General features: G+C 72.9%; 22 protein-coding genes. 11 read left to right on the top strand and 11 right to left on the bottom strand.

The genetic code is table 11. From position 1 onward, the window contains the following. The first annotated feature begins 149 nt into the window (after nucleotides 1–149). A complete protein-coding gene (locus AB0924_RS30405) occupies nucleotides 150–719 on the top strand; it encodes a hypothetical protein (RefSeq protein ID WP_366913080.1) in 570 nt (189 codons plus the stop codon). 153 nt (nucleotides 720–872) lie between these two features. Here AB0924_RS30405 and AB0924_RS30400 read toward each other — a convergent pair whose 3' ends face one another. Next, complete coding sequence (locus tag AB0924_RS30400) at nucleotides 873–3,404, bottom strand: helicase C-terminal domain-containing protein (protein WP_366913079.1); 2,532 nt, start codon at nucleotides 3,402–3,404, stop codon at nucleotides 873–875. 123 nt (nucleotides 3,405–3,527) lie between these two features. On the opposite strand from AB0924_RS30400, the gene AB0924_RS30395 reads away from it, so the two are divergent. Both AB0924_RS30395 and AB0924_RS30390 read left to right on the top strand, forming a co-directional pair. Beyond that, nucleotides 3,528–4,514, top strand: a complete 987-nt coding sequence (locus AB0924_RS30395; protein WP_366913078.1) for a hypothetical protein — start codon at nucleotides 3,528–3,530, stop codon at nucleotides 4,512–4,514. A 75-nt stretch (nucleotides 4,515–4,589) separates the two neighbouring features. After that, nucleotides 4,590–5,219, top strand: coding sequence for a haloacid dehalogenase-like hydrolase (locus AB0924_RS30390; protein WP_366913077.1), 630 nt, complete (start codon nucleotides 4,590–4,592; stop codon nucleotides 5,217–5,219). On the opposite strand, the gene AB0924_RS30385 is transcribed toward AB0924_RS30390, so the two are convergent. Next, entirely contained in the window at nucleotides 5,183–5,446 is a 264-nt protein-coding gene (locus tag AB0924_RS30385) for a hypothetical protein (RefSeq protein ID WP_358930759.1), read from the bottom strand. The genes AB0924_RS30390 and AB0924_RS30385 overlap by 37 nt on opposite strands. A gap of 163 nt (nucleotides 5,447–5,609) precedes the next feature. Between AB0924_RS30385 and AB0924_RS30380 the strand changes: the two genes are divergently transcribed. Next, a complete protein-coding gene (locus AB0924_RS30380) occupies nucleotides 5,610–5,993 on the top strand; it encodes a cold-shock protein (protein WP_358930761.1) in 384 nt (127 codons plus the stop codon). A 49-nt stretch (nucleotides 5,994–6,042) separates the two neighbouring features. Here AB0924_RS30380 and AB0924_RS30375 read toward each other — a convergent pair whose 3' ends face one another. From AB0924_RS30375 to AB0924_RS30360, 4 genes are all read right to left on the bottom strand, one after another. Next, nucleotides 6,043–6,891: a 1,4-dihydroxy-6-naphthoate synthase gene (locus AB0924_RS30375; protein ID WP_358930763.1), complete on the bottom strand. Its 849-nt coding sequence runs from the start codon at nucleotides 6,889–6,891 to the stop codon at nucleotides 6,043–6,045. Further along, nucleotides 6,881–7,630, bottom strand: coding sequence for a futalosine hydrolase (locus AB0924_RS30370; RefSeq protein ID WP_366913076.1), 750 nt, complete (start codon nucleotides 7,628–7,630; stop codon nucleotides 6,881–6,883). Before AB0924_RS30370 ends, AB0924_RS30375 begins: the two co-directional genes overlap by 11 nt. Next, nucleotides 7,600–8,100: a DUF2771 domain-containing protein gene (locus AB0924_RS30365; protein ID WP_358930767.1), complete on the bottom strand. Its 501-nt coding sequence runs from the start codon at nucleotides 8,098–8,100 to the stop codon at nucleotides 7,600–7,602. Before AB0924_RS30365 ends, AB0924_RS30370 begins: the two co-directional genes overlap by 31 nt. A gap of 62 nt (nucleotides 8,101–8,162) precedes the next feature. Further along, nucleotides 8,163–9,569, bottom strand: coding sequence for an MFS transporter (locus tag AB0924_RS30360; protein ID WP_358930769.1), 1,407 nt, complete (start codon nucleotides 9,567–9,569; stop codon nucleotides 8,163–8,165). Nucleotides 9,570–9,975: 406 nt separating this feature from the next. Between AB0924_RS30360 and AB0924_RS30355 the strand changes: the two genes are divergently transcribed. Then, nucleotides 9,976–10,902, top strand: coding sequence for a DUF3027 domain-containing protein (locus AB0924_RS30355; RefSeq protein ID WP_358930771.1), 927 nt, complete (start codon nucleotides 9,976–9,978; stop codon nucleotides 10,900–10,902). Between the two features lie 11 nt (nucleotides 10,903–10,913). Next, nucleotides 10,914–11,381, top strand: coding sequence for a DUF3592 domain-containing protein (locus tag AB0924_RS30350; protein WP_358930773.1), 468 nt, complete (start codon nucleotides 10,914–10,916; stop codon nucleotides 11,379–11,381). 24 nt (nucleotides 11,382–11,405) lie between these two features. Here AB0924_RS30350 and AB0924_RS30345 read toward each other — a convergent pair whose 3' ends face one another. From AB0924_RS30345 to AB0924_RS30335, 3 genes are all read right to left on the bottom strand, one after another. Continuing rightward, nucleotides 11,406–11,999, bottom strand: coding sequence for a Uma2 family endonuclease (locus tag AB0924_RS30345; protein ID WP_366913075.1), 594 nt, complete (start codon nucleotides 11,997–11,999; stop codon nucleotides 11,406–11,408). A gap of 52 nt (nucleotides 12,000–12,051) precedes the next feature. Beyond that, the gene (locus AB0924_RS30340) at nucleotides 12,052–12,900 is read right to left on the bottom strand and encodes a helix-turn-helix domain-containing protein (protein ID WP_366913074.1); all 849 of its coding nucleotides are present in this window, start codon (nucleotides 12,898–12,900) and stop codon (nucleotides 12,052–12,054) included. 154 nt (nucleotides 12,901–13,054) lie between these two features. Further along, complete coding sequence (locus tag AB0924_RS30335) at nucleotides 13,055–13,582, bottom strand: ATP-binding protein (RefSeq protein WP_366913073.1); 528 nt, start codon at nucleotides 13,580–13,582, stop codon at nucleotides 13,055–13,057. A gap of 126 nt (nucleotides 13,583–13,708) precedes the next feature. On the opposite strand from AB0924_RS30335, the gene AB0924_RS30330 reads away from it, so the two are divergent. The 5 genes from AB0924_RS30330 (at nucleotide 13,709) to AB0924_RS30310 (ending at nucleotide 20,095) form a co-directional block, all read left to right on the top strand. Next, a complete protein-coding gene (locus tag AB0924_RS30330; protein ID WP_358930781.1) occupies nucleotides 13,709–14,554 on the top strand; it encodes a helix-turn-helix transcriptional regulator in 846 nt (281 codons plus the stop codon). Further along, a complete protein-coding gene (locus tag AB0924_RS30325; RefSeq protein WP_358930783.1) occupies nucleotides 14,551–14,799 on the top strand; it encodes a DUF397 domain-containing protein in 249 nt (82 codons plus the stop codon). Before AB0924_RS30330 ends, AB0924_RS30325 begins: the two co-directional genes overlap by 4 nt. Before the next feature lie 68 nt (nucleotides 14,800–14,867). Continuing rightward, a complete protein-coding gene (locus AB0924_RS30320; RefSeq protein ID WP_366913072.1) occupies nucleotides 14,868–17,996 on the top strand; it encodes a molecular chaperone Hsp90 in 3,129 nt (1,042 codons plus the stop codon). A gap of 162 nt (nucleotides 17,997–18,158) precedes the next feature. Further along, nucleotides 18,159–19,040 carry a DUF5707 domain-containing protein gene (locus AB0924_RS30315; protein ID WP_366913071.1) on the top strand — a complete coding sequence of 294 codons (882 nt, stop codon included), beginning with the start codon at nucleotides 18,159–18,161 and terminating at the stop codon, nucleotides 19,038–19,040. A gap of 224 nt (nucleotides 19,041–19,264) precedes the next feature. Then, nucleotides 19,265–20,095 carry a hypothetical protein gene (locus AB0924_RS30310; protein WP_366913070.1) on the top strand — a complete coding sequence of 277 codons (831 nt, stop codon included), beginning with the start codon at nucleotides 19,265–19,267 and terminating at the stop codon, nucleotides 20,093–20,095. Nucleotides 20,096–20,170: 75 nt separating this feature from the next. On the opposite strand, the gene AB0924_RS30305 is transcribed toward AB0924_RS30310, so the two are convergent. Both AB0924_RS30305 and AB0924_RS30300 read right to left on the bottom strand, forming a co-directional pair. Next, a complete protein-coding gene (locus tag AB0924_RS30305) occupies nucleotides 20,171–20,530 on the bottom strand; it encodes a DUF6086 family protein (protein ID WP_358930791.1) in 360 nt (119 codons plus the stop codon). Continuing rightward, a partial coding sequence (locus AB0924_RS30300; protein WP_366913069.1) for an ALF repeat-containing protein occupies nucleotides 20,527–23,434 on the bottom strand: 2,908 nt, incomplete at its 5' end. The genes AB0924_RS30300 and AB0924_RS30305, both read right to left, overlap by 4 nt.

Below are 23,434 nucleotides of genomic sequence, written 5' to 3'. Positions count from 1 at the left end.
CTACGCACTTCCCTTCGGCACGGCCAAACGTCCAGTGTGCCCTACCGGCGGATGATCGCGGCGAGGTCGCCTGCAACCCCCGGCGCCCACCGCGGGTCTTCACGTGCGGGTGCGGCGCGGGGGCGCGGCCCGGGGAGGAGGGCGGGGCTATGACCGTGGGCAGGTGGGGGACCGGTCTGGCGGCCACGGGGGTGCTGGTGGCGACCGGGGTGTGGGCGATGGGACCGGGCACCGACGGCGCTCACGGGCGGGCGGACGTCGACGCGCACCTGTGGAGCGAGGTGCGGCCGGTGATCGAGGCCCGGCTGGTCGCCGACTCCCGGGGCGGCGGATACGGGGAGGCGGTGCCAGGGCTGCGGGCGCGGTGGTTCTGCCGGGCGCAGGCACAGGACCTCGAGGAGCACGGCGGCCAGGTACGGGCGGGCGTGAGCACGCTGTGCCTGGAGTACGGGGTGCGGGCGGGCGCGCTGCTGGAGTGCGGCGGCGCCCAGGGCCCCCAGGTACTGCGGCTGCGGCGGGACAAGGGCGCGGCCGGCGGCTACCGCGTGGTGTCGGCGCAGCGCCCGCCGGACGGCGCTGGGTACGGGCAGTGGGTGGACGCCCACTTCGCCCACCAGGCGGACGCGGACACCGGCGACTCCATGCCGTCCGGCGCCCTGCGGGCCGCCGCCCGCGACCACTTCGGCCTGCCCGCGGACGCTCCCGTGCGGGGTTGCTGACCGTTCCGCGGGCCGACGCGCGACCCGGCGCCGACACCGGTTCCGGCGGTCCGGTGGAGTCCGGTGCCCCGGAGCCCGCTGTCCGCGACCTCCGCGACCGCTTCGGCCTGCCCACGGGGGGCTTCTGCCCAGGGCTGCCGCACGGTCTGTCGGCTACTCCTCCAGTTCGGCGACTCCCGTGATGCGGTGCAGCGGGTAGGTGCGCACCTCGTCGGCCGTGTGGTCGTACGCCGTGACGAAGCCGCCCTCGACCCGGATCGGGGCGATCACCCGCTGGCTGGCGCTGCCCTCGGCGTTGACGTAGCCGATCCACAGCGCCTCGCCGGTCAGTACGGCGGCCTGCACGGTGGCCAGGGTCTCGGCGGAGCCGGTGCGGGGCAGATCGCCCCGCGCCGGAGCGGCGCCGGTGGTCTTGCGCGGCGCGGTGGCGGCGAGGTCGCCCGCCCGGATCGCCCGGATCGCCGCCGAGAGCAGCGTGGCGTCGGGCGGCGGCGGGCCGTCCGGCACCGGCTCGGGCGCGGTGCGCGGCGGGGTGCGGTGGGCATGGGCGCGGGCGATGAGCACGTCCCCCTCGGCGGACTCCGCCGCCGGCGCGTACCCCATCGCGCGCAGCCCCTCCAGCAGCGCGGCCGCGTCCGCCTGGGTGGCGAGGACGGTCGGCGCCAGCCGGCGCAGCCGCAGGGCGGCCGACCGCTTGTCGGCGAGGATCTCGTTCAGCAGCGCGTCGTCGTCGCAGCGCACGTACGCGGAGGCCGCGCCCACCCGCAGATGGCCGTGCCTGCGGGCCACGTCGTCGATGAGGTAGGCCAGCGGCTGCGGGACCGGCGTACGGGAGTGTTCGGTGAGGAAGGCGTGCAGGTCGGTGGCGGTCCGCCCGGCGTCGAGCGCGCGGCGGACCGAGGCCGGGGTGAAGCGGTAGACGGTCGCCCCGCCCTTGGACTCGACGTCCGCGAGGACCCCGAGCGTGTCGGCGAGCGGACGCCGCAGCGGGCCCGGGGCCACCGCCGTCAGGTCGGCCTGGAGCAGCACGTGGTCCAGGGGCTCGGGCAGCAGCGGCGCGAGGAGCCGGGCGGCGGCGCCGGCGGCGACGGCCTGCTCGGCGGCGGTCAGCGGCTCGGCCGGGGCGGCCGGGCGGTGGTGGACGGGCAGCTTGTCACCGGGGCCGGAGGACTCCGCCCCGGCCGCCGCCTGCTCGGCCGTGGCCGTGCCCAGCAGCGCCCGGCCGTGCGCGGACAGCGCGCCGCGCCCGGTGATCCCGAGCAGTTCCGCCTCCGCCAGGGTCCAGCGGGCGAGCCGGGAGCGCAGATCCTCCTCGCCGTCCGGCCGGGGACCGCGCAGCGGCCGCTCCCAGCGCAGCCGGGCCAGGACCGCCTCGGCCGCCGGCGCCGCGCCCGCCGGGAGCCCGGCCAGCAGGGCCAGCACCCGGTGCCGTACCTCGGGCGCGGCGGACCGGTCGAGTCCCGGGCCCAGCGCGGACAACGTGCGGTCCTTGGCGTCCCGTCCGCCGATCAGGCCCGGCGTCCGGGTGGCGGTCAGCCAGGTCTGGGCCAGCCGGGCCCAGCGTTCGGCGGGGGGCTGTTCCAGCCATTCGTCGTGGGCGGGCGTGGCCGCGTACCGCTCGTCGGCCTCGCCGTCGGAGGCGAGCAGCCCGGCCGCGTAGGCCAGCTCGATCCAGAACGCGGCGACCGGCTCGGACACGTCGAGGGCGACGGCGGTCCGTTTCAGGTCCCGCACGCTCAGACCGCCGGCCCGCAGCACGGCGGGCCCGCCCTCGTCCCAGTCCTTCAGCAGCTCCTCGACGGTGGCCAGCGCGGTGTACGCCTGCCCGGCCGCGGTGGCGTCCACCACCTGCGCCCCGTGCGTGGCGGCGGGCTCCACGGCGGGCGGCCGCGGCTCGGGCGCGCGGTGGGCGCGGCCCTCGCGCAGGTGCAGCGCCACCTCGCGGGGCAGCACCACGGTGCCGGGCGCGGTCGGCAGCAGCAGGCCGCGGTCCAGCAGCCAGCGCAGATGCGCCGCCGGTTCCGGGGTGACCTGCCCGTACGGCGGCCCCCACACCAGCCGCGACAGCACCTCCCGGGAGGCTTCCGGCGCCTGGGCGAGCAGCTTGGCCATCTTCCGGCGGTCGGTGAACAGGGCGGTCAGCGCGGTGACCGCGGAGACCGAGTCGTGCGTGGAGGGCAACCCGGCGCAGGCGACGATCTCCTGGATCCGCCCCGGCGACATGCCCGAGGTGGCCTCCTGCACGCTCGGGCCGAGACCGGTGGGGGAGGGGTGCTGCGCGGAGGGCGCGAGCACCTCCTGCGCGGTGCGCACCAGCCGCAGCCGGTCGTCGCCGCCCCACACCAGCGCCTGGTCGCGCAGAACGGCGACGGCGCGGGGCAGCGCGGCGGCCACGGCCGCGTCGCCCGCGTCCCCCGCCATCAGGCCGAGCAGCGTCCCGTACGACGCCGGGTCCGGGGCCACGGCCAGCGCCTCCGCCGTCTGGAGGGTGAACCGGTCCAGCCGTTCCAGCGCCCGCAGCACCGAGGCGCGGGTGCCGGCGCGGGTGGCGAGCTGGGTGAGGTCCGTGGGGACGGGAGTGATGAGATCGGGGCGGCTGCGCAGCAGCGCGGCCAGCGAGGCGTCGTCCCTCATGCGGAGCGATTCGGCGAGGGAACGGGGGGCTGAGTTGGCCTCGGGGCTCATCTGACCCACGTTAGCGGGTGCCGTGCCGAACGCCGGGTGGGCTGTTCGATGCCGGTCTGCGCTACCTTCCTGAACGGGTTTCATCGGCAAGGGGTTTCATCGGCGTCGCCCCGGAGGGGTTCCGTGGGGATCGAGAGCGATCAGGTCGTCTACGAGTATCTGAGCCGCGTCGGGGACGTCGCTCAGCAACGGCAGCTGCCGTCGTCCACCCGGATGCGGCTGGTGTCGCGCCTGCGCGACGAGATCGACCGGCACCGCGCGAGGACGGCGGTGGACAGCCCGGCCGCCGTGCGCCGCATCCTGGACCGGCTCGGCACGCCGGACGAGGTGGTCGAGGCAGCGGGCGGCACCGCGGCGGCCCCGCAGCCGCCGGTCACCGCCGTGCCCGTGCAGCGCGAGCCGGAGCCGGAGGAGCGGCCCAAGGGGCTGCGCCGGGTCGTACCGCGCCCGCGCCCCGCCCAACCGGAGGCGCCCGCCCCGCGCACGGGCGCCTCACCGCCGCACCTGGCCGCCGCGCACGAGCTCGGGGACAGTGCGACGCGGCCCGACTGGTGGCGGGTGGACGACAGCCCGTTCGGTACGGCGGCCGGTGACTCCGTCCCGGGGTTCGTCGGCGGTGTGGAGATCCCCGACCTGCTCAAACGCCCCCCGAGGGACCCTGAGGGGACGGAACGACCCACCCCGGAGGAGCCGGAGGAGGCGAAAGAGGCGATCGACGAGGCCCCGGCCCCCGCGCGCCGCCGCCTCCTCCTCCCGCTTCCCCGCCCGGCCGCCGGCTGGACCAACCCGCTCCTGCTGCTGGCCGCCGCCGCGCTGGTCGCGGGCGCCGTGCTCGGCAACTGGTTCGCGCTGCTCCTCGGCTGGCTGATCGCCTACGGCTCCCGGCGCCTGACCCCGGCCGAGACGAAGTGGGCGGTACTGGTCCTGCCGGGCTCGGCGGCGGTCGCGGGCCTGGTGTGGCTGTGGGGCAGGAACACCGGCCGCTGGGGCGACCCCATCGCCCAGGGCCACATGAACGACGCCCTCACCCAGACCTGGCCCTGGGTGGTCCGGGGCGCGGCGATCGCCTCAGCCCTGTACCTGGTCTGGCGCTCGCAGCGAACCCGCTGACCCGCACCCGCCGACGGCCCCCCACAGGGGCCACCCGCACCAAAAGGGCCCCGCGCCCCCAGGCAAAATGAGCCCATGACTCTCACCGTCGGCTTCGACCTGGACATGACCCTCATCGACTCCCGCCCCGGCATCCGCGCCTGCTACCTCGCGCTGTCGGAGCGGACGGGCACGTACATCGACGCCGATCTCGTGGTGACCCGGCTGGGCCCGCCCCTCGCCGAGGAGCTGATCAACTGGTTCCCGGCGGAACACGTCGCCGCGATGGCCGACCTGTACCGGGAGATGTACCCGACGACCGCGATCACCACGACCCCCGCCATGGCCGGCGCCCGGCAGGCGATGGAGGCGGTGCGGGCGGCCGGGGGCCGGACGATGGTGGTCACGGCGAAGTACGAGCCGAACGCCAAGCTGCACCTCACCCACCTGGGCCTGGAACCGGACGTGGTGGTCGGCGATCTGTGGGCCGAGCAGAAGGCGCGCGCCCTGCGCGAGCACGGCGCGCGCGTGTACGTCGGCGACCACGTGGGTGACGTCCGCGGCGCCCGTACGGCGGGCGCGCTGTCCGTGGCCGTGGCCACCGGCCCCTGCGACGGGGACGAACTGCGCGCCGCCGGGGCGGACGTCGTGCTCGACGACCTCCCCGCGTTCCCGGCGTGGCTGGCCGGCTACCGCGAGGCGCCCGGCGCAGTCTCCCCGGCCTGACGCCGCCCGGCGGCGACGGAGCGCAGTATCCCCGCGCCGGCGATCAGGAATCCGACGGCCATGAGCATGCTCAAGCCGAACATGAACGTCGGGAAGGGATCGGTACCGAGGAGCAGTGGGGCCACTGTGACCAGAGTGGCCAGTGCCCCGACGAAGAACACGATGACACCGGCGCGGATCAGTCGGTCACCGGGTCCGGCGGAATTCGGTTGGGTTTTGTCACGCACCCGACCAGGGTAGTTCCCAGCGCGAGAGAACAACCGAGGGACGTCTTGTCACCCGCCCGAAGACCACTAGCCTTGGTTGCGGCGGGTCATGGTCGACCCGCTCTCTGCTGTCAGAAACCATTTCCGAGCAGTTTTCCCGACGAGTACGAGGACGAGGACGGACGTGCCCACCGGCAAAGTCAAGTGGTTCAACAGTGAGAAGGGCTTCGGCTTTCTCTCCCGCGACGACGGCGGTGACGTCTTCGTGCATTCCTCGGTTCTTCCCGCCGGAGTGGATGCGCTCAAGCCGGGACAGCGCGTGGAGTTCGGTGTCGTCGCCGGTCAGCGCGGCGACCAGGCCCTCTCGGTGACCGTGCTCGACCCGGCGCCCTCGGTCGCGGCGGCCCAGCGGAAGAAGCCCGACGAGTTGGCCTCGATCGTGCAGGACCTGACGACCCTCCTCGAGAGCATCACGCCGGGCCTGGAGCGCGGCCGCTACCCGGAGAAGACCTCCGGCAAGAAGATCGCCGGCCTGCTGCGCGCGGTCGCCGACCAGCTCGACGTCTGACCGGCGGACCAGGGCCTGCCGAACAGACCCTGGTCCTGCGGGAGAAGCCTCAGGGGAACGCGAGTGCGTCCGGACCGAGGGGCGGTACCAGCCCCTCGGCGGCCGCACGGGTGAGGAGCCCGCGGATAGCGGCGTAGCCGTCCTCGCCGAGAGCGGCGGTGAACTCGTTCACGTACAGCCCGATGTGCTGGTCCGCGACGGCCGGGTCCATCTCCTGGGCGTGCTCCATCACGTACGGCCGGGACGCCTGCGGGTCGTCCCAGGCGGCCTGCACGGAGGCGCGCACGGACTCGGCGAGCCGGTCCAGCGTGTCCGCGCCCAGCGACCGCTTGGCGATGATCGCGCCCAGCGGGATCGGCAGCCCGGTCGTGCGCTCCCAGTGCTCCCCCATGTCGGCGAGCTTGTGCAGCCCGTAGTTCTGGTAGGTGAAGCGCGCCTCGTGGATGACGAGCCCCGCGTCGACCTTGCCGTCCCGCACGGCCGGCATGATCTCGTGGAACGGCATGACGACGATCTCGCCGACACCACCGGACAGGGTGTCCGCGGCCCACAGCCGGAACAGCAGGTAGGCGGTGGACTTCTCGCTGGGCACCGCGACCGTACGGCCCGTCAGGTCCGCCCCGGACTCGCGGGTCAGCACCAGCGGACCGCAGCCCCGGCCCAGCGCCCCGCCGCACGGCAGCAGCGCGTACTCCTCCAGGACGTACGGCAGCACCGCGTACGACACCTTCAGCACGTCGAACTCGCCGCGCTCGGCCATGCCGTTGGTGATGTCGATGTCGGCGAAGGTCACGTCCAGGGCGGGTGCGCCGGGGACGCGGCCGTGCGCGAGGGCGTCGAAGACGAAGGTGTCGTTCGGGCAGGGCGAGTACGCGATCTGCAGGTGCTCAGCGGTCATGCGGGTTCCAACTCTCCAGTACGGGCGTGAGCTTCCCGAAGCCCTCGGTGAGGGCGGCGAGGGCTTCGCCGATGCGCCAGGCGGCGCGGTCGCGCGGGCCGACCGGGTTGGACACCGCGCGGATCTCCAGCACGGGCACGCCGTGCGCGGCGGCCGCCTCGGCCACGCCGAACCCCTCCATGCCCTCGGCGAGGGCCCGGGGGTGACGGGCGCGCAGCTCGGCGGCGCGGTCGGCGGTGCCGGTCACGGTGGAGACGGTGAGGACGGCGCCGACACGCGCGCCGGTGACCTGGGAAATTTCTCGTACGAGTGATTCCGGCGGCCGGTGGGTGACGGTTCCGAAGCCGAGTTCGGTGACCGGGAGGAAGCCGTCGCCGGTCTGGGCGCCCAGATCGGCCACCGTGATCGCGTCGGCGACGACGAGCGAGCCGAGCGGCGCCTGGGGCGGGAAGCCCCCGCCGATCCCGGCGGACACCACGATGTCGTACGGCGTCCCGGCGAGTGCCGCCGCGGTCAGCGCGGTGGCGGTGGAGGCGGCGGCGAGGGCCGGTCCGACACCGGCGGCCAGCAGGTCGGGGCCGCCCGGGACCCGGACGAGTCCGGCGCCCGGCAGCCGTACCGCGACCGTCTCGCCGGGGAACGCGCCCGCCACCGCGTCCCGTTCGGCCGGGACGGCGGTGGCGACGAGGACGCGTGCGGAAGGCGTGGTCAGCCCGCCTTCTTCACCTTGAAGGACCACAGGCCCTTGGGCGGGTTGCTGCCCATCTGGATCGACACGGTGTTGGTGTCGCCCTGGGTGCCGTACTGCTGGTTGAAGAACGCGTTGTACGGGAGGGTGCGGGTGGTCAGCTTGCTGGACTCGGAGAACGGGTTGCCGTTCACCAGGATGGTCCAGCCGGCGTCCGCGATCTTCGGGTCGACGCCGAAGCGGACCGTCTGGTCCTGACCCACCTTGATGGACTTGATGTCCTTCGCCTTCTTGGAGCACTTCGCCAGCGACTTGGCGTCCAGCGCCTTGCCGTCGTTGTAGCAGAGCGCCTCCGAGTTGACCGAGTCCTGGCCAACGGTGACGGTCGCGACGGGCGTCGGCTTGTCGCAGGCCGACAGGACGAGCAGTCCGGCGGTAACGGCGCCGGCGGCGGCGACGGCGCGGCGGCGTCGCACAGCACGTGTTACATCAGCGGCTTCGCCGCGGGGCAGCGTGGTCATGGCCGAAGGCTATCGGGCGCCCATGGCCGTCCGCCCACGTGGGGTACGGCGTGCCCGGTTCGTTACGCCACTCGCGCCCTGGTCCGGCCGCCGTGCCGGGCCGAGGCGAGCAGCCCGCGCAGCGTGCTCAGCCAGCCGACGGCCACGAACGCGGCGGCCACGGCGAGGCCCAGGGTGCCGTTGAGCGGCATCACGATGCCGACCGCGCCGCCGAACACCCACGCCATCTGCAGCAGTGTCTCGGACCGGGCGAACGCCGAGGTGCGCACCTGCTCCGGCACGTCCCGCTGGATCAGCGCGTCCAACGACAGCTTGGCCAGCGCCTGCGCGAACCCGGCGACGGCGGCCAGGCAGGCCACCAGGAACGCCCCGAAGAACAGGGCGGCCACGATGGCCGTGCCGAGCGCCACCGCGACGACCGTCACGATGATGATCTCGGGCGCCTTCGACTTCAGCCAGGCGCCCACGGCCGTGCCGAGCGCGTTGCCCGCCCCGGCCGAGACCCCGACTATCCCCAGCGAGACCGCCGCGCTCTCGCCGGTCAGCGGGTGCTCGCGCAGCAGGAAGGCGAGGAAGAAGATCAGGAAGCCGGACAGACAGCGCAGCGCGGCGTTGGCGGCCAGGGCGTGCGTGACGGCGGGCCCGACGGTCCGCAGCCCCGGCCGTTTGGCCTGCTGCTTGCGTCGAGGCCCGTGCAGATGCTGTTCGTCGGCCGCGAGCAGCGCCACGTCCTCGCCCTTGGCGGAGTCGACCTTGGGCGGCAGCGAGAACGACAGAAACGTCCCTGCGGCGAAGATCACGAATGCCCCGTACAGCGGCCACGGGTCGCCGAGGGCGTGCAGGCCCGCCCCGATCGGCGCGGCCACCCCGGTGGCCAGCAGTCCGGCCAGGGTGACCCGGGAGTTCGCCTTCACCAGGGAGAAGGCGGGTGGCAGCAGCCGGGGCACGACCGCGCTGCGGACCACTCCGTAGGCCTTGGACGCCACGAGCACGCCCAGCGCCGCGGGATACAGCTCCAGGCTTCCGCTCGCCACGGCCCCCGAGATGATCAGTGCCAGCAGCGCCCGGGCCAGCATCGCCCCGGCCATCGCGGCCCGCCGCCCGTGCGGCAGCCGGTCCAGCAGGGGCCCGATGACGGGCGCCAGCACGGTGAACGGGGCCATGGTGATGGCCAGGTAGAGCGCGACTCGCCCGCGGGCCTCGTCGGTCGGTACCGAGAAGAACACGGTCGACGCGAGCGCGACCGTGATCATGACGTCCCCGGCGCCGTTCACCGCGTGCAGCTCGATCAGCTTGCCGAGACCCGACTCCCCCGCGCCGTGCGCGTGCGTGACCTTGCGGATGCCGCGCGCGGTGCCGGTCACGGGGAGGTGCAGGGCACGGCCGACCGCGCGGACGGTACCGCCGACCCGGCCCGAACCGCCACCCCGAACGCTGCTGCCCCTGTCCGTGGCTGCCACGTCGTTCATAGTGCCCCGAGACCCCGCCCGATAGTGCGGTTTGAATTCAAGCGAGTCGGCCGGCCCCTTCGGTGACGGCCAGGCACCGGCCGGCTCGCCACTCGATCACCCCATGACGGACACCGGCTCCCGGACCGGTCGTTTTTCGGCCAACCGGACCGTTCGCCGGGGCCGGTTCTCGGCCAACCGGCACGTGTGGCCGGTCGGGAAACATCGCCGGGCAGCGGCGGACTGTCCCCGACCACCGGCGACCGGGTAGCGTGCGTATCTCAGCCATAACGCAGAATGGATGGCAGAGGTGCGCCCGAGCGCGATCGGATGCGGACGTCGATGCGGCCCCCAGGTCCGCTCCGTCCCCCCAACCGCCGGAGGCAGCCGCACTCATTGCAGACGGCGTAGGAGAGAAGCGATACCTGTGAGCGCAGCGACAACGCGAAGCCGCACCCCCGACCGTCTGTGCGCCGAGGCCGTCGACCTCGCCCGCACCGCCGCGGAGGAGGCCGCCGCACCCGGAGTGGTGGGCGAGCACGTCGGGCTGGTGTCGGAGGGCGACCGTGTTGTCACCCACTTCTTCGAGTGCAAGGAGATGGGCTACCGGGGCTGGCGCTGGGCCGCGACGGTCGCCCGCGCCTCCCGTGCCAAGATCGTGACCTTGGACGAGGTGGTCCTGCTCCCCGGGCCCGACGCCCTCCTGGCCCCCGAGTGGGTGCCGTGGAGCGAGCGCCTGCGCCCCGGCGACCTCGGCCCCGGCGATCTGCTCCCCACCGACCAGGAGGACCTGCGCCTGGAGCCCGGCTGGACGGGTGAGGAGGAGCCCCCGCCGAACTCGGTCGTGTCCGGGGAGATGGCGGAACTGGCGGAGGCCGAGGACGCGGAGGTTTCTCCCGGCGCCCCGGCCGTTCAGCCCACGACGCCCGTCCGCGGTTCGATCGCCTCGGTGGCGGAGGAGCTGGGCATGCGGCGCGCGCGGGTCCTCTCCCGTTACGGCCTGCATGTCGCGGCCGACCGCTGGGAGGAGTCGTTCGGCCCCCAGACCCCGATGGCCCAGGCGGCCCCCGCCACCTGCATGACCTGCGGGTTCCTCATCCCGATCGGCGGCTCGCTCGGCCAGGCCTTCGGTGTCTGCGGGAACGAGTTCTCCCCGGCCGACGGCCGTGTGGTCTCCCTGTCCTACGGTTGCGGCGCCCACTCCGAGGCGGCCGTCATGCCGAAGACCCCGCAGCCGCCCCCGCCGGTCGTCGACGAGACCCGGATCGACGTCTTCCCGCTCCGCCCGGCCCGTGACTCGGGTTCGGTCCCGGAGGCGGGCGACGCGGAGACCGCGGAACTCGGCCACAGCTGAGGGCGGGCGTCGTGCGGGTGGGGGTGCACGGGCGTGCCGTCCGGTGGATCACGTTCGGGGCGATCGCGTTCGGTTCGCTGTTCCTGGTCGTCGGGCTGATCCTCGCGGGCGTGTCCGTCTCGTTCCTGTCGGGCGCGAAGCACGCCCGGGGCACGGTGGTCGCGCTGGAGTGGCGCGAGGACCACAGCGGCTCCCGCAGGAAGCGGGCGCACGACGACCCTGTGGCGTACCCGGTGGTCGCCTTCACCTCGGCGGACGGCGAGCGGCGGACCTTCCGCAGTTCCTTCGGCTCCAATCCGCCGTCGTACGAGAAGGGCGAGCACGTCGAGGTCCTCTACGACGCCGACTCACCCGACGACGCGCGCATCAAGGGCTTCGCCTCGCTGTGGCTGCTGCCGCTGATCTTCGGCGGTATCGGCCTGGTGATCGCGGGTGTCGGCACGACCGTCGCCCTGGTGACACGGCGCCGCTCCCGCTGAGTTCCCGCCGCGGGCCCGCGGGGATCAGTCGCCGTAGAGCGGCAGGTTCTCCGACGAGATGGTCCAGTCGCCGATGGTGACGTCCTCGCCGTAGACGAAGTCCTTGCGGGTCGCGTAGCGCGGCCCGTCGGGGGTGGAGTGGATGTCGGTGAGGACGGTGCCGGTGCCGGTGCGGGGGTCGAAGATCGCGTAGACGGGGATGCCGAGGAGCGGGTAGTCGCGCATCTTGCCGACCCAGTCGTTGTCCGGGTTGGAACGCGATGCGATCTCGATGGCGGCGATCAGCGTGCGCGGGTCGAACGACCCGCCTCCCTCCATGTCCGCCTCGGCGATGACCATGACGTCGGGGCGCCGCATGATGCCTTCCGGCTCGTCCTCCACATCCGGTTCACCGGTGTGGGCCACGATCTCCTCGGGCATCACCTTCTCCAGGCGTTTCCGAAGACGCAGCACGGTGAGTTCGTGCGGCCTGACGGGCGCCGTCATGTCGTGGACGATCCCTTCCTTGGTGATCTCGAACTTGCCGGGGATCGTGTCGTCCATCGACTCGATGAGGTCCCGCATGGCCCGGTAGACGTGGTCGGCACCCCGTCGCTCGCTGTCCGGTGCGATGGTCATGGCGCTCGCTCCTCGTCGTCTGTGCCCAGGGGCAAGGATCGTCGCTTTCATGCTAGGCGGCCTCCGGGGGGTCGGGGCTGCAACTGGAGCAGCGTCCTGGTTCCGGGGAGAGGAAGGCGCGGTCGCAGCCCTCGCAGTTCTGGAGCGGGTGCCGGGCCGCCGGCGGGAGCGCCGGGGCGCGGAACGGGGGCGGTGGAGGCAACTGGGCCGTCAGGCGGTGGGCCAGCAGGGCCGCCGGGCGGCACAGGGGCTCGTCCGGCAGGCCCGTGGTCAGCGCGTGCCGTACGGCCGAGGGGGTCGCCTCCCGTTCCAGCCAGGCGACGACTCCCGGCGCCAGATGGGCGGTGTCGTGGGCCGACAGCAGCAGACGGGAGTCGTGGCGGCGGAGATCCGCCAGGAGATCCGTGGCCTGCTGGACCAGGGCGGGAGCGGGCTGGGCCGGACGGGGTACGGCCGGCAGCGCCCTGCTCGCGGTCTTCTTCTTCCGGGGCGGCGGCGCCGCGGCGACGTCCCCGCCGCCTCCCGGCTGGTTGCAGGAGACCGTACGCGTGACGATACGGCCGTCGGCTCCGCGTTTGCGCTCGCGCCGCAGGTAGCCGTGGGCCTCCAACTCCCGCAGCGCGGCGGCGATCCGGACCGCGCCCTCGGGGAAGCGGGCGGTCAGGGTCCGGATGTCGACGCGGGACCCCGCGGGCAGCGACTGGATGTGCACCCCGAGCCCGATCGCGAGCCCGGACAGCTCCGGATGCTGGGCCAGGTGGTTGCCGACCACCGTGAAGCGGGCGGAGTGGCGGGTGTTGTCGTGGATCAGCCCGCCGGCCGCGGACCGCCGGTTCGGGTGGTTCTTGGCGACAACTCGGGACTGGGCGCGCTCGGGCGCGCTACGGTTCTGGGTATCCATCGGGAAGGTGCTGTTCCTAGGTGGTCAGGCCCTCGATCGGGATCGCTAGTCCCGGCCGGGGGCCGTATTTTTTGCCGGTTTGCCAATGTGCCGTGCCTGCTGCGCCGAGCGTAGAGCGATCAACGGGGCGCCACGCCAGCCGCGTTGGCGATGTTCACCCTCGCGAGTGAGCGTGCGCCGTCGTGGGCGGGAGGGGTGGGGCTTGGCCGGGTTCTTTCTCCCTCGTGGTCCTTTGGGAAAGAGCGCCACTCGGACCGGAGCACGAGTTCCCGGGTCGCGGTGGCAGAGCGATCTCCGCCCACACCGTCTTGCGGGGCGTGAGGCCCGGCGTCACGCCCCAGCGGTCGGCCAGCGCGTCGACCAGCAGCAACCCGCGCCCCGACTCGCCGTCCGGGTTCGCTTCACCGACGTGGGGGAGCCGGTCGCCGCGGGTGTCGGTCACCTCGATCCGCAGGACGTCCGCGACGGCGTAGAGCGTGAGCCGGAAGTCCCGGCCCGTCACCCGCCCGTGCGTGGCCGCGTTCGCCGCCAGCTCGGCCACGATCAGCGCCGCCGGATCCAACGGCAGCCCCCAGGAGCTGAGTCGCTCCGTGGCGAGCAGCCGGGCCAGACGGGCGCCGCGCGGAGTGGGGGAGAGCCGCACGCTGAAGTTCGGGATACGGGTGGAGGTTTGCTGATTCACATCACTCAGCGTGGCGGCGTGCGCCTACCGTGAACAGTGACGATGTCGGTACGTAGAGTCACTGTCCGGGCCTTGTCCGGTGGTGTCCGGTCTGTCGGGACGGCGGGGACGGGAAGGGGGCGCGCCATGGGTGAGGAAGAGGAACCGGGCTGGGAGGTCGACCCGGACGACGACTGGGGAGTCGCCGTCATCACCACCGTGGGACGGCAGCTCAGGCTGCGCCGCGAGGCGGTGGGCATGCGTGCGGCCGAGTTCGGCAGGGTCGTGGGCTACGGCGAGGACATGGTCTACAAGGTCGAGAGCGGCAAGCGGATCCCGCGCCCCGAGTTCCTGGACAAGGCGGACGAGGTGCTGAGCGCGGGTGGGCTGCTCGCCGCGATGAAGGAGGACGTGGGCAAGGTCCGGTATCCGAAGCGGGTGCGGGACTTGGCTGACATGGAGGCCAAGGCCGTCGAGTACGGGGTGTACGTCGGGCTGAGCGTCCATGGCTTGTTGCAGATCCCGGAACATGCGCGGGCGCTGTTCGAGGTGTCTCAGTCCGCCTATGCGGAAGAGCAGTTGGAAAGCCTGGTATCCGCTCGCATGGCGCGTAAGTCGATCTTCGAGCGCTCCCCGGCGCCGGCGCTCAGCTTCGTCCAGGAGGAAGTGGCGCTACGCCGAAAGGTGGGAGGCACAATGGTGTGGCGTCAGCAGCTCGAACACCTGCTGGGTGTCGCTCAGCTCCGTAACGTCACGTTGCAGGTGATGCCGACCGACTCGGGGGCCCACCCGGGGTTGAGTGGCAAGATCGAGGTGCTGAAGTTCGGAGACGGTACGGCACTGGGACGCTCCGAAGGGGCGTACAACGGCCGCCCGACCTCCGACCCGAAACAGCTCCGCCTCCTTGAGCTGCGGTACAGCACCATTCGGGCTCAGGCTCTCTCCCCACGGGAGTCGGTGGCCTTCATCGAGCAACTGCTGGGAGAGACATGATCCGCGAGTTGGTCTGGTTCAAGAGCAGCCACAGCGACGGTCCCGAAGGTGACTCCTGCGTCGAAGTGGCCCTCGACTGGTTCAAGAGCAGCTACAGCAGCAGCAGCGAAGCCGACTCCTGCCTCGAAGTGGCTCCCACCCCCTCCACCATCCACATACGCGACTCCAAACAGGACGCCGGCCCCCTGCTGACCGTCACCCCCGCCACCTGGGCGACCTTCGTCGGCTACGCCTCCCACCGCTGACGCCGGGCCGGACGGCCACCCGCTCACGGGGCTGTACCTTCGTCCTCACGCAGACGAGGAGAGTGAACGTGAGCAAGTACGTGAGGCCGGCGACCGAGGGCGCCGACCCCTTCGGCACTGCCCGACTTCGCCGCGGTGTCCTCGACGCCTGGGCCACCAGCCCCGCCCGGTTCCGCGAGGACGCCAACGCCGAGGAGGACCTGGTCCTCGGCGGCTACCGGGACCGGCTCGTCATCGAGCTGGCCCAGAACGCCGCCGACGCCGCCGCCCGGGCGAAGGTGCCGGGGCGGCTGCGTCTCACTCTCCGCGACGGTGTCCTGGTCGCCGCGAACACCGGCGCCAACCTGGACGCGACCGGTGTCGAGTCGCTGTCCACCCTGCGCGCGTCCGCCAAGCGGGACACCGGCGACACCCACGGCGCCGTCGGCCGGTTCGGCGTGGGCTTCGCCGCCGTACTGTCCGTCACCGACGAACCGGCGATCGTCGGCCGGCACGGCGGGGTCCGCTGGTCGCTGGCCGAGGCGCGGGAGCTGGCCGCCGACACCGCCCGGCACAGCCCCGGACTCGGGGACGAGGTCCGGCGCCGCGACGGGCACGTGCCGCTGCTGCGGCTCCCGTTCGCCGCCGAGGGCTCCGCCCCGGACCCGTACGACACCGCCGTCATCCTGCCCCTGCGCGACGCGGCCGCCGCCGATCTCGCCGAACGCCTCCTCGACGCCGTGGACGACGCCCTGCTCCTCGCCCTGCCCGGGCTCGAGGAGGTCGTGGTCGAGGTCGAGGGCGATGCCCCGCGCACCCTGCGCCGCCGCACCGAGGACGCCGTCACCGTCGTGGAGGACTCGCGGGACGGCGTCACCCGCTGGCGCACCGCCGCCTCGCACGGGCCGCTCACCGCCGAGCTGCTCGCCGACCGGCCGGTGGAGGAGCGCCTGCGCCCGCACTGGTCGGTGACCTGGGCCGTACCGGCGGACGACCAGGGCCGCCCGGCCCGGCCGCGCACGGCGGCGGTCGTGCACGCCCCCACCCCGAGCGACGAACCCCTCGGCGTCCCCGCGCTGCTCATCGCGTCCTTCCCGCTGGACACCACCCGCCGGCACGCGGCACCCGGCCCGCTGACCGACTTCCTGGTGCAGCGGGCGGCGGACGCGTACGCCGAACTGCTCGCCGGGTGGCGCCCGGTGACCGACGGGGTCATCGACCTGGTGCCCGGACCGCTGGGCAAGGGCGAGCTGGACGGCGCGCTGCGCCAGGCGATCCTGGAGCGGCTGCCGCGTACCGCCTTCCTGCCCCCGGCCGCCGACCACAAGGAGGACGACGACCTCCCCGAGGCGCTGCGGCCGAGGGACGCCGAGATCGTGGAGGGCGCCGGGGCGGACACCGTGCGGGTCCTCGCCGAGGTGCTGCCCACCCTGCTGCCCGCCGGTCTCGAGCGCCGGGTGGAGCTGCGCACCCTCGGGGTCGCCCGGCTTCCCCTCGCCGACGCCGTCGACCGGCTCGCCGGTCTGGAGAAGGACCCCGACTGGTGGTGGCGGCTCTACGACAGCCTCGCCGGCGTCGACCCCGACCGGCTCTCCGGGCTGCCGGTGCCGCTCGCCGACGGACGCACCACCATCGGGCCCCGGCAGGTGCTGCTGCCCAGCCCCGACGCCGCCGCCCTGGACCCCGACGTGCTCGGCCGGCTCGGGCTGAAGGTCGCCCACGAGGACGCCGTCCACCCGCTGCTGGAGAAGCTGGGCGCGCTGCCCGCGACCCCGCGCGCGGTGCTGACCACCCCGCAGGTGCGGGCCGCGGTGGCGGCCTCGCTGGACGACGAGGGCGGGGCGCTGTGGGAGGAGGACGCGCCGGGCGCGGAGGAACTGGCCGACACCGTCCTCGCGCTCGTCCGCGACGCCGCCCTCGAACCCGGTGACGAACCCTGGCTGGGCGCGCTCGCGCTGCCCGACGAGGACGGCGAACTCGCCCCGGCCGGTGAACTGGTCCTGCCCGGCAGCCCGTTCGCCCGGGTGATCCGGGCGGACGAACTGGCCGCCGTCGATCGCGACCTGGCCGACAAGTGGGGCGAGCAGCCGCTCACCGCCTGCGGAGTGCTCGCGAACTTCGCGCTCGTCCGCGCCACGGACGTCGTCCTCGACCCGGACGAACTGGAGCCCCGGGACGGGGACTTCGCAGAGCCGGACGACGCGGGCCTGCTGGACGCCGTGGACGTGTGGAGCGAGGACATCCTCGACCGCTTCCCGGACACACCCGTGCCGCCGGTCGCCACCGAGCTGATCGCCGTCCGCGACCTCGACCTGGTGGACGACGGCAAGTGGCCGCAGGCACTCGCGCTGCTCGCCCAGCCGCCGCTGCGCGACGCCCTCACCCAGCCGGTGCGCGTCCTGCTGCCCGACGGCACCCACGAGGTCGTACGGCCCTACACCGCGTGGTGGCTGCGCGGGCACCCGGTGCTCGACGGCCGCCGCCCGGCGGGCCTGCTCGCGTCCGGCGGCGACCCGCTCCTGCACGGCCTGTACGACGAGGCCGACGCGACCGGCTTCAACGACGAGCAGGTGCTGCGCGCGCTGGGCGTACGGACCTCCGTCGCCGCCCTGCTCGACGAGCCCGGCGGCGCCGCCGAACTGCTGGACCGCCTGTCCGACCCCGAGCGGCCCGTGAGCCCGGCCCAACTGCACGGCCTCTACGGCGCGCTGGCCGAGCTGGACCCGGAGCGGGTGACCCTGCCGGACGAGCTGCGGGCCGTCGTAGACGGCCGGGTCGAGGTGGTCGACGCGGCCGACGCGGTGGTCGTGGACTCCCCGGACCTGCTCCCCTTCACCTCCGGCGTCCCGCTGCTGCCGGTCCGCCCGGCCCGGGCCGCCGAACTGGCCGAGCTGTTCCAGGTGCGGCGGCTGAGCGAGTCCGTCACCGGGTCGGTCGAATCCGACGGCGCCGAGCACGACGTACCGGACGCGGTGCGGGTGCTGCTCGGGCCGCGCACGCCCGGCACCTATGTGGAGCACGAGGAACTGGTCGTGGACGGCGTCGAGATCGACTGGCGCCTCACCGACGACGGCACGCTGCACGCGGCCACCCTGGAGGGCGTCGCCGCGGGCCTCGCCTGGGCGGCCGGCCAGTGGCCCCGCCGCTTCGAGGTGGCTGCCCTGCTGGAGGACCCGTCCAGGACGGGGGAGCTGGCGCGGGATCGCTGGTTCGACTGAACGCCGTTCAGACCTGATCTCGAAGAAACTTCACAGAGTCGTACAACCTTTCACAACTGGCTCGGGTCTGGTCTGTGGAGTCAGCGGACTCCACAGATTCGTCTCGGGCATCGCGAAAGCTCTTGAGCCGCAAGCGTGCCCCCTCCAACGTGGGGATAACACATGCGCATTCGTGCCTCTGTCGCCGTCGTAACCGGTGCTCTGGCCCTCACCGCCCTCGCCGTTCCGGCCGCGCAGGCCGACGGCCACGGGAACTTGGCCGCGCACGTCCCGTCACTCTCCAAGGGCGTGTCGTCCTTCAAGGCTGCGCCTTCCGTCGCCGCCGCCCCGACGGACGACGCCGAGGGTGACACCCAGATCACGAGCGTTACCGTGAACGCCGGCAAGGACATCGTGGTGGGCATCTCGGCGAAGAAGACCTTCACCGTCTCGGTGACGGCGACCGACCCGAGCGGCATCTACGACGCGTTCCCCATGCTGTGGCACGGCCCGGACTCCCAGCACGCCGACGGCGCCATCGGCCCGGACAACCTGGAGGATGACCAGGTCGGCACCTGCACCAACGTCAACGCCACGACAGCGACCTGCAAGGTCACCCTGGTTGCTGACCCGTACGACAACATCTACAGCAACATCCTGGCCGGCACCTGGAAGGTGTGGGTGGGTGCCGCGGGCAACGACGGTGACTATGTGATCAAGGACGCCTACAAGACGGCTCGCGTCCAGCGCGCTTCCAAGCTCACCGTCAACGCCTCGCCGGAGCCCGTCACCAAGGGTAAGACCATCACGGTCACGGGCAAGCTGTCCCGGGCCAACTGGGACGACCTGCAGTACCACGGCTACACCAGCCAGTCCGTCAAGCTCCAGTACCGCAAGAAGAGCTCCAGCACCTACACCACGCTGAAGACCATCACCACCAACTCCACCGGCAACCTGAAGACCACGACCACGGCCACGGCCGACGGTTACTACCGCTTCTCGTTCGCCGGCACCTCGACCACCCCGGCGGTCAACGCCACGGGTGACTACGTCGACGTGAGGTAAGCGGCACCGCACCGCCCCGGCCCCGGAAACCCACCGTTTCCGGGGCCGGAACCTTTTCTCTCACTTGTGCCAAGATGCCGTCCCACCTGGGTAACGGACGGGCAATCGGAACCCAAAATCTGGCCGGAAGGCACTCTCGCCCTACAACCAGCGCCCCGTGTCGCGGATCTGATCGCGTGAGTCAGCCGACTCCACGATCACTTCTCCCTCCAAGGGAACCGCACATGCGCATACGTGCCACCGTGGCCGCCGTCACCGGCGCCCTGGCCCTCTCCGCCCTCGTCGTCCCGGCCGCGCACGCGGCCACGCCGAGCGGCACGCCGTACACCCTCGACGCGAGCTTCTCCAGCGTCACGATCGCCAAGGCGATCAAGGTCGGCACCACCAGCGAGGTCAGTACCAAGTACACCTACACGCTGACCCACGGCGCCGATGTCGACATCACCGCGCAGGACTTCTACACCGACGCGTTCCTCTACCGTGGCTCCTTCGACGACCCGAGCGCCGAGCTGTACGGCGACAACGGGGCGACCTGCACCGCCACCTCGGCGACCACCGCCACCTGCACCGGCACGATCGACATCCACCCGGCCGACGGCGACCTGACGAACGCGGGCGCCGGCACCTGGACCGTGGCCGCCGAGGCCGTCGCCTTCAACGGGCAGGACCCGGACAGCCCGGACATGAGCAAGGTCGGTTACAAGGACCAGGACGGCCTCGGCGCCACCCTGGTCCAGCGCTACTCCAAGCTCACCGTGAACGCCTCCCCGGAGCCGGTCTACAAGGGCAAGACCCTCACGGTCACCGGCAAGCTCTCCCGCGCCAACTGGGAGGACCACCTGTACCACGGCTACACCGGCCAGCCGGTCAAGCTCCAGTTCCGCAAGGCGGGCACGAGCACGTACACCACCGTCAAGACGGTCTACTCCGACTCGACGGGCAGCCTGAAGACCACCACCACGGCCTCCAACGACGGCTACTGGCGCTTCAGCTTCGCGGGCACCTCGACCACCCCGGCGGTCAGCGCCACGGGCGACTACGTCGACGTGAAGTGACCTTTCGGTCGCGCACATGAGACCGGGGGCCGCCCAGACGGGGCGGCCCCCGGTCAGCGGCCGGTCGGGAGGCTCCTACGAGGCCATGGTCCGGGCGAGGCCCGAGCGCGCCTCATCCAGGGCCGCCCTGTCCTCCGGTCGCATGTCGATCCGTCCGCCCGTCCGGTCCAGCAGGACGAGCGAGGTGACGAGCAGGCCGTGCCCCAGTTCCCGCAGGACCTCGTGGGAACTCGCGCTGTACAGCTCGTACAGGCGCTGGACGAAGACCTGGAACACCTCGCCGTCCACCGCGCAGCTCCCCTGCGGTGTGTGAGTCAGTCCCGGCGCCACGTCGAGGAACTCGGCACATCCCCGGGCGAGCGCGAAGTACAGCTGCCCGCTGTGGTACCCCGCGTCCCAGATCGTCTCGTCGCCGTACTCGAAGGGGTAACTCAATCTGCGATCTCCAGTCTGAGGTCGAGGTCCGGGTACTTCTGCCTGAGCTGCTTGAACCGCTCCTGCAGGGCCGTCCGGAACCGCGGATCCATCCCCGACCTGGTGAAGCGGAACCCGATGGGTGCGCCCTCGTAGCCGGGAAGCAGCTCCCGGCACCTGAGGTAGGCGGCGAGCTTCTTGTCGACCTTGTCGTCGAGCCACTTGTCGTCAGCGTAGATCGCCGACTTCAGCTCCCACATCACACCGTTCTCGAAGAGGTCGATGTCGGTGATCCGGTTTCCGCTGACGGGGTCGTAGACGTCGTGGTCCGTCAGACCGTCGAGGCACTTGGCGGGGTTGGTCCCCGCGGCGGCCCGTGCCTGGGGCCGGAACGAGGCGGTCCGGGTGAAGGAGACCTTGGAGACCAGCTTGCAGCCGCGTTTCAGCAGCTTCAGTTCCTCGAAGGCCCGGTCCAGGACCTTGAACTTGCTCTTGAGCAGGGCGTCCACCGCGAGACTGCCGCAGGAGTCGAAGTCCTTCTTCTCCATGCACGCTTCGTACTGGCCGAGGCCCAGCAGCTCTTTCTCCACGTTCCACAGCTGCTCGGCGGCGTCGCCGAACTCCTTGCCGTGCGCCAGGATGCTGCAGTAGACCTGCTGGTGCTGGCACCAGCGGGCGAAGCCCTGCGGGTCGCAGGGAATGAGGCCCTGCTGGCAGCGGTACAGCTCACGGGCGCGGGCCCCGGCGTCGTTCTTGGCCTTCTCCTTGGCGTCGACGGCGGCCTTGCGCCGTGCTTCTGCCTCCTCCCGGTACTTCCGCACCGAGACTTCGAACGCGTCGGTCGCCGCCTTCATCGCGGCGTCGGCGTCCTTGCCGGCCGCGACTGCGGACTGCCTGGCCTGGTCCGCGTAGTACGAGGCGTTCGTCGCGGCCGCCTGGGCGGTCTCCGAGGACAGGGTGGCGTCCGCCGCCGACCTGGCGGCGTCCGCCGCATCCCGGTCGGCGCGGTTCGCGGCCTCGCGGGCCGTCTTGGCGGAGGCGGCGGCCTGCGCCGCGGATGTCTCGGCGTCCTTGGCGTAACGGTCGGCCTTCTTCGCGTACTCCTGCGCGTCGGCGTAGGCCGCGTCCGCCTTCTTCGCCCAGTCGTTGGCCTCGGCGGCCGCCTTGCGGGCGGTGGCAGCCACCTTCTGGGCCGTGGCTGCGTTCTGTCGTGCGGTGGCGGCCACCTTCGACGCGTCAGCGATCAGCTTCTGCACCTGGGCCACGTGGGCGGCGGACAGGTAGTCCTTGCGCAGCGCCTTGTACTGGCCGGAGACGATGAAGGCGTGCAGAGCTTGCGGTGAGGCCTCCAGGGCGATCCGTGCGGCGGACTTCACCTCGGGGGTGCCGCTGTCGACCAGCTGTGCCGCCCGGACCCGCTCGTCCTGCGTCCGCGCGGTGTGCTGCGTGGTGAGCAGAAACTCGCTGTACTTCTTCGGGTCCCCGGTGGCGAGGGCCTTGCGCCCGGCGTCGGTCAGCACCGGACCGGCCCCGTCGAGGACCTGGGCGATGGCGACGCGCATGCTCTCGGCGCCGACCTGGTACTGGCCGTTGTTCACGAACTCGCTGATGGTGGCGGCGTCACCGTCCAGAGCGGTCTCGGCCGCGTCCCGTACCGTCTTGTCCTCGCTCTCCTCGGCGAGGCGTTCCACGTACGACCGCTGGTCTTGCTGCTCGGCGGTCTTCCAGCCGTTGCGGAGGTAGTCGACGACGACCTCGTCGGTGCCGCCGAGCGCGGCTTCGGCCGCGGCGCGTCCCCAGGACGTGCCGCCCTTCATCACGCGTACGGCCAGGACGCGGCCCTGCTTGGCGACGGCGGCGAGGTCGGCCTCGGGCTTCGCCGCCTCGGCCAGCAGGCGGTCCCGTTCGGCCTGCCGGTCCTTCGCGGCCTTCTCCAGCGCGGCCTGCGCGGCCGTACGGACGTTGTCCTGCTCCTTGTCGTCCCGGGCGCGTTCGATGCCTGCGTTGGTGCGGCCCTGCAGGCCCTCGGCCTCGACCTGGCGGGCGAGGGTGTAGATGTCCTGCGCCTTGGTCACGGCGGCGGTGGCGGCGTCGGCTGCCTCGGTCGCGGCTTTCGCGTGTTCCGTGGACTTCGCCGCGGCCTTGGTGGACTCGCCGGCATGCTCGGCCGCTTCCCGGGCCGCCTTGCCAGCGTTCCGGGCGTGGGTGGCCGCGGATGTCGCGGCGTCCCGGGCCTCGCGAGCGGCCTTGCCCGCCTTGCGCGCCAGCGACTCGGCCTCGCCGGCGGCACGGTTGGCCTCGTCGGCGTGGCGCTTCGCGGCGGCCGCGGCGGAGCGCGCCTCGGCGGCTTCAGCGCTCGACTGCCCCGCGTAGTCGCCGGCCTCGGCGGCGGCGTCGGCGGCGGCCTTGGCGTTGGCGCCCGCTCCGGCCGCCGAGTGGGCGGCGTCACCGGCGGCGTCAGCGGCCTTGGCGGCCTGGTCGGCGGCGTCGGCGGCCAGCTCGGCCCCCTTGGCCGCCTTGTCGGCGTCCTCGGCCGCCTTGCGTGCCGCGTCGGCCTTCTTGGCGTCGACCGCGGCGTCGGCGGCCGAGTTGCGTGCCCGGGAGGCGGCCTGCGAGGCACCGGCCGCTGCGGCGGCCGCCTGCGCGGCCGCGTTCGCCGCGACGCGCGCCGAGTTGTTCGCGGCGTTGGCCGCGTCGATCGCCCGTTGCGAGGCGGCCGCGGCTTCGGAGGCCGCCGTCGCGGCCCGCTTGGCGGCGCGCGCGGCCCGGTCCGTGTCGCCCTTGGCCGCCTTCGCCTCCGCCTGGGCCTCCAGGGCGGCGTCCTTGGCCAGCCCGGCGGCCTCGACCGCCTTGGCGGACTCGGTCTTGGCGGCCGCGGTCTCCTTGGCGGCCTGCCGGCCCGCTTCCTTCGCCTGCTCGGCCAGT

The organism is Streptomyces sp. NPDC047869, from assembly GCF_040704065.1.
GTDB lineage: Bacteria > Actinomycetota > Actinomycetes > Streptomycetales > Streptomycetaceae > Streptomyces.
This window is presented reverse-complemented; position numbering and strand designations above follow the sequence as displayed.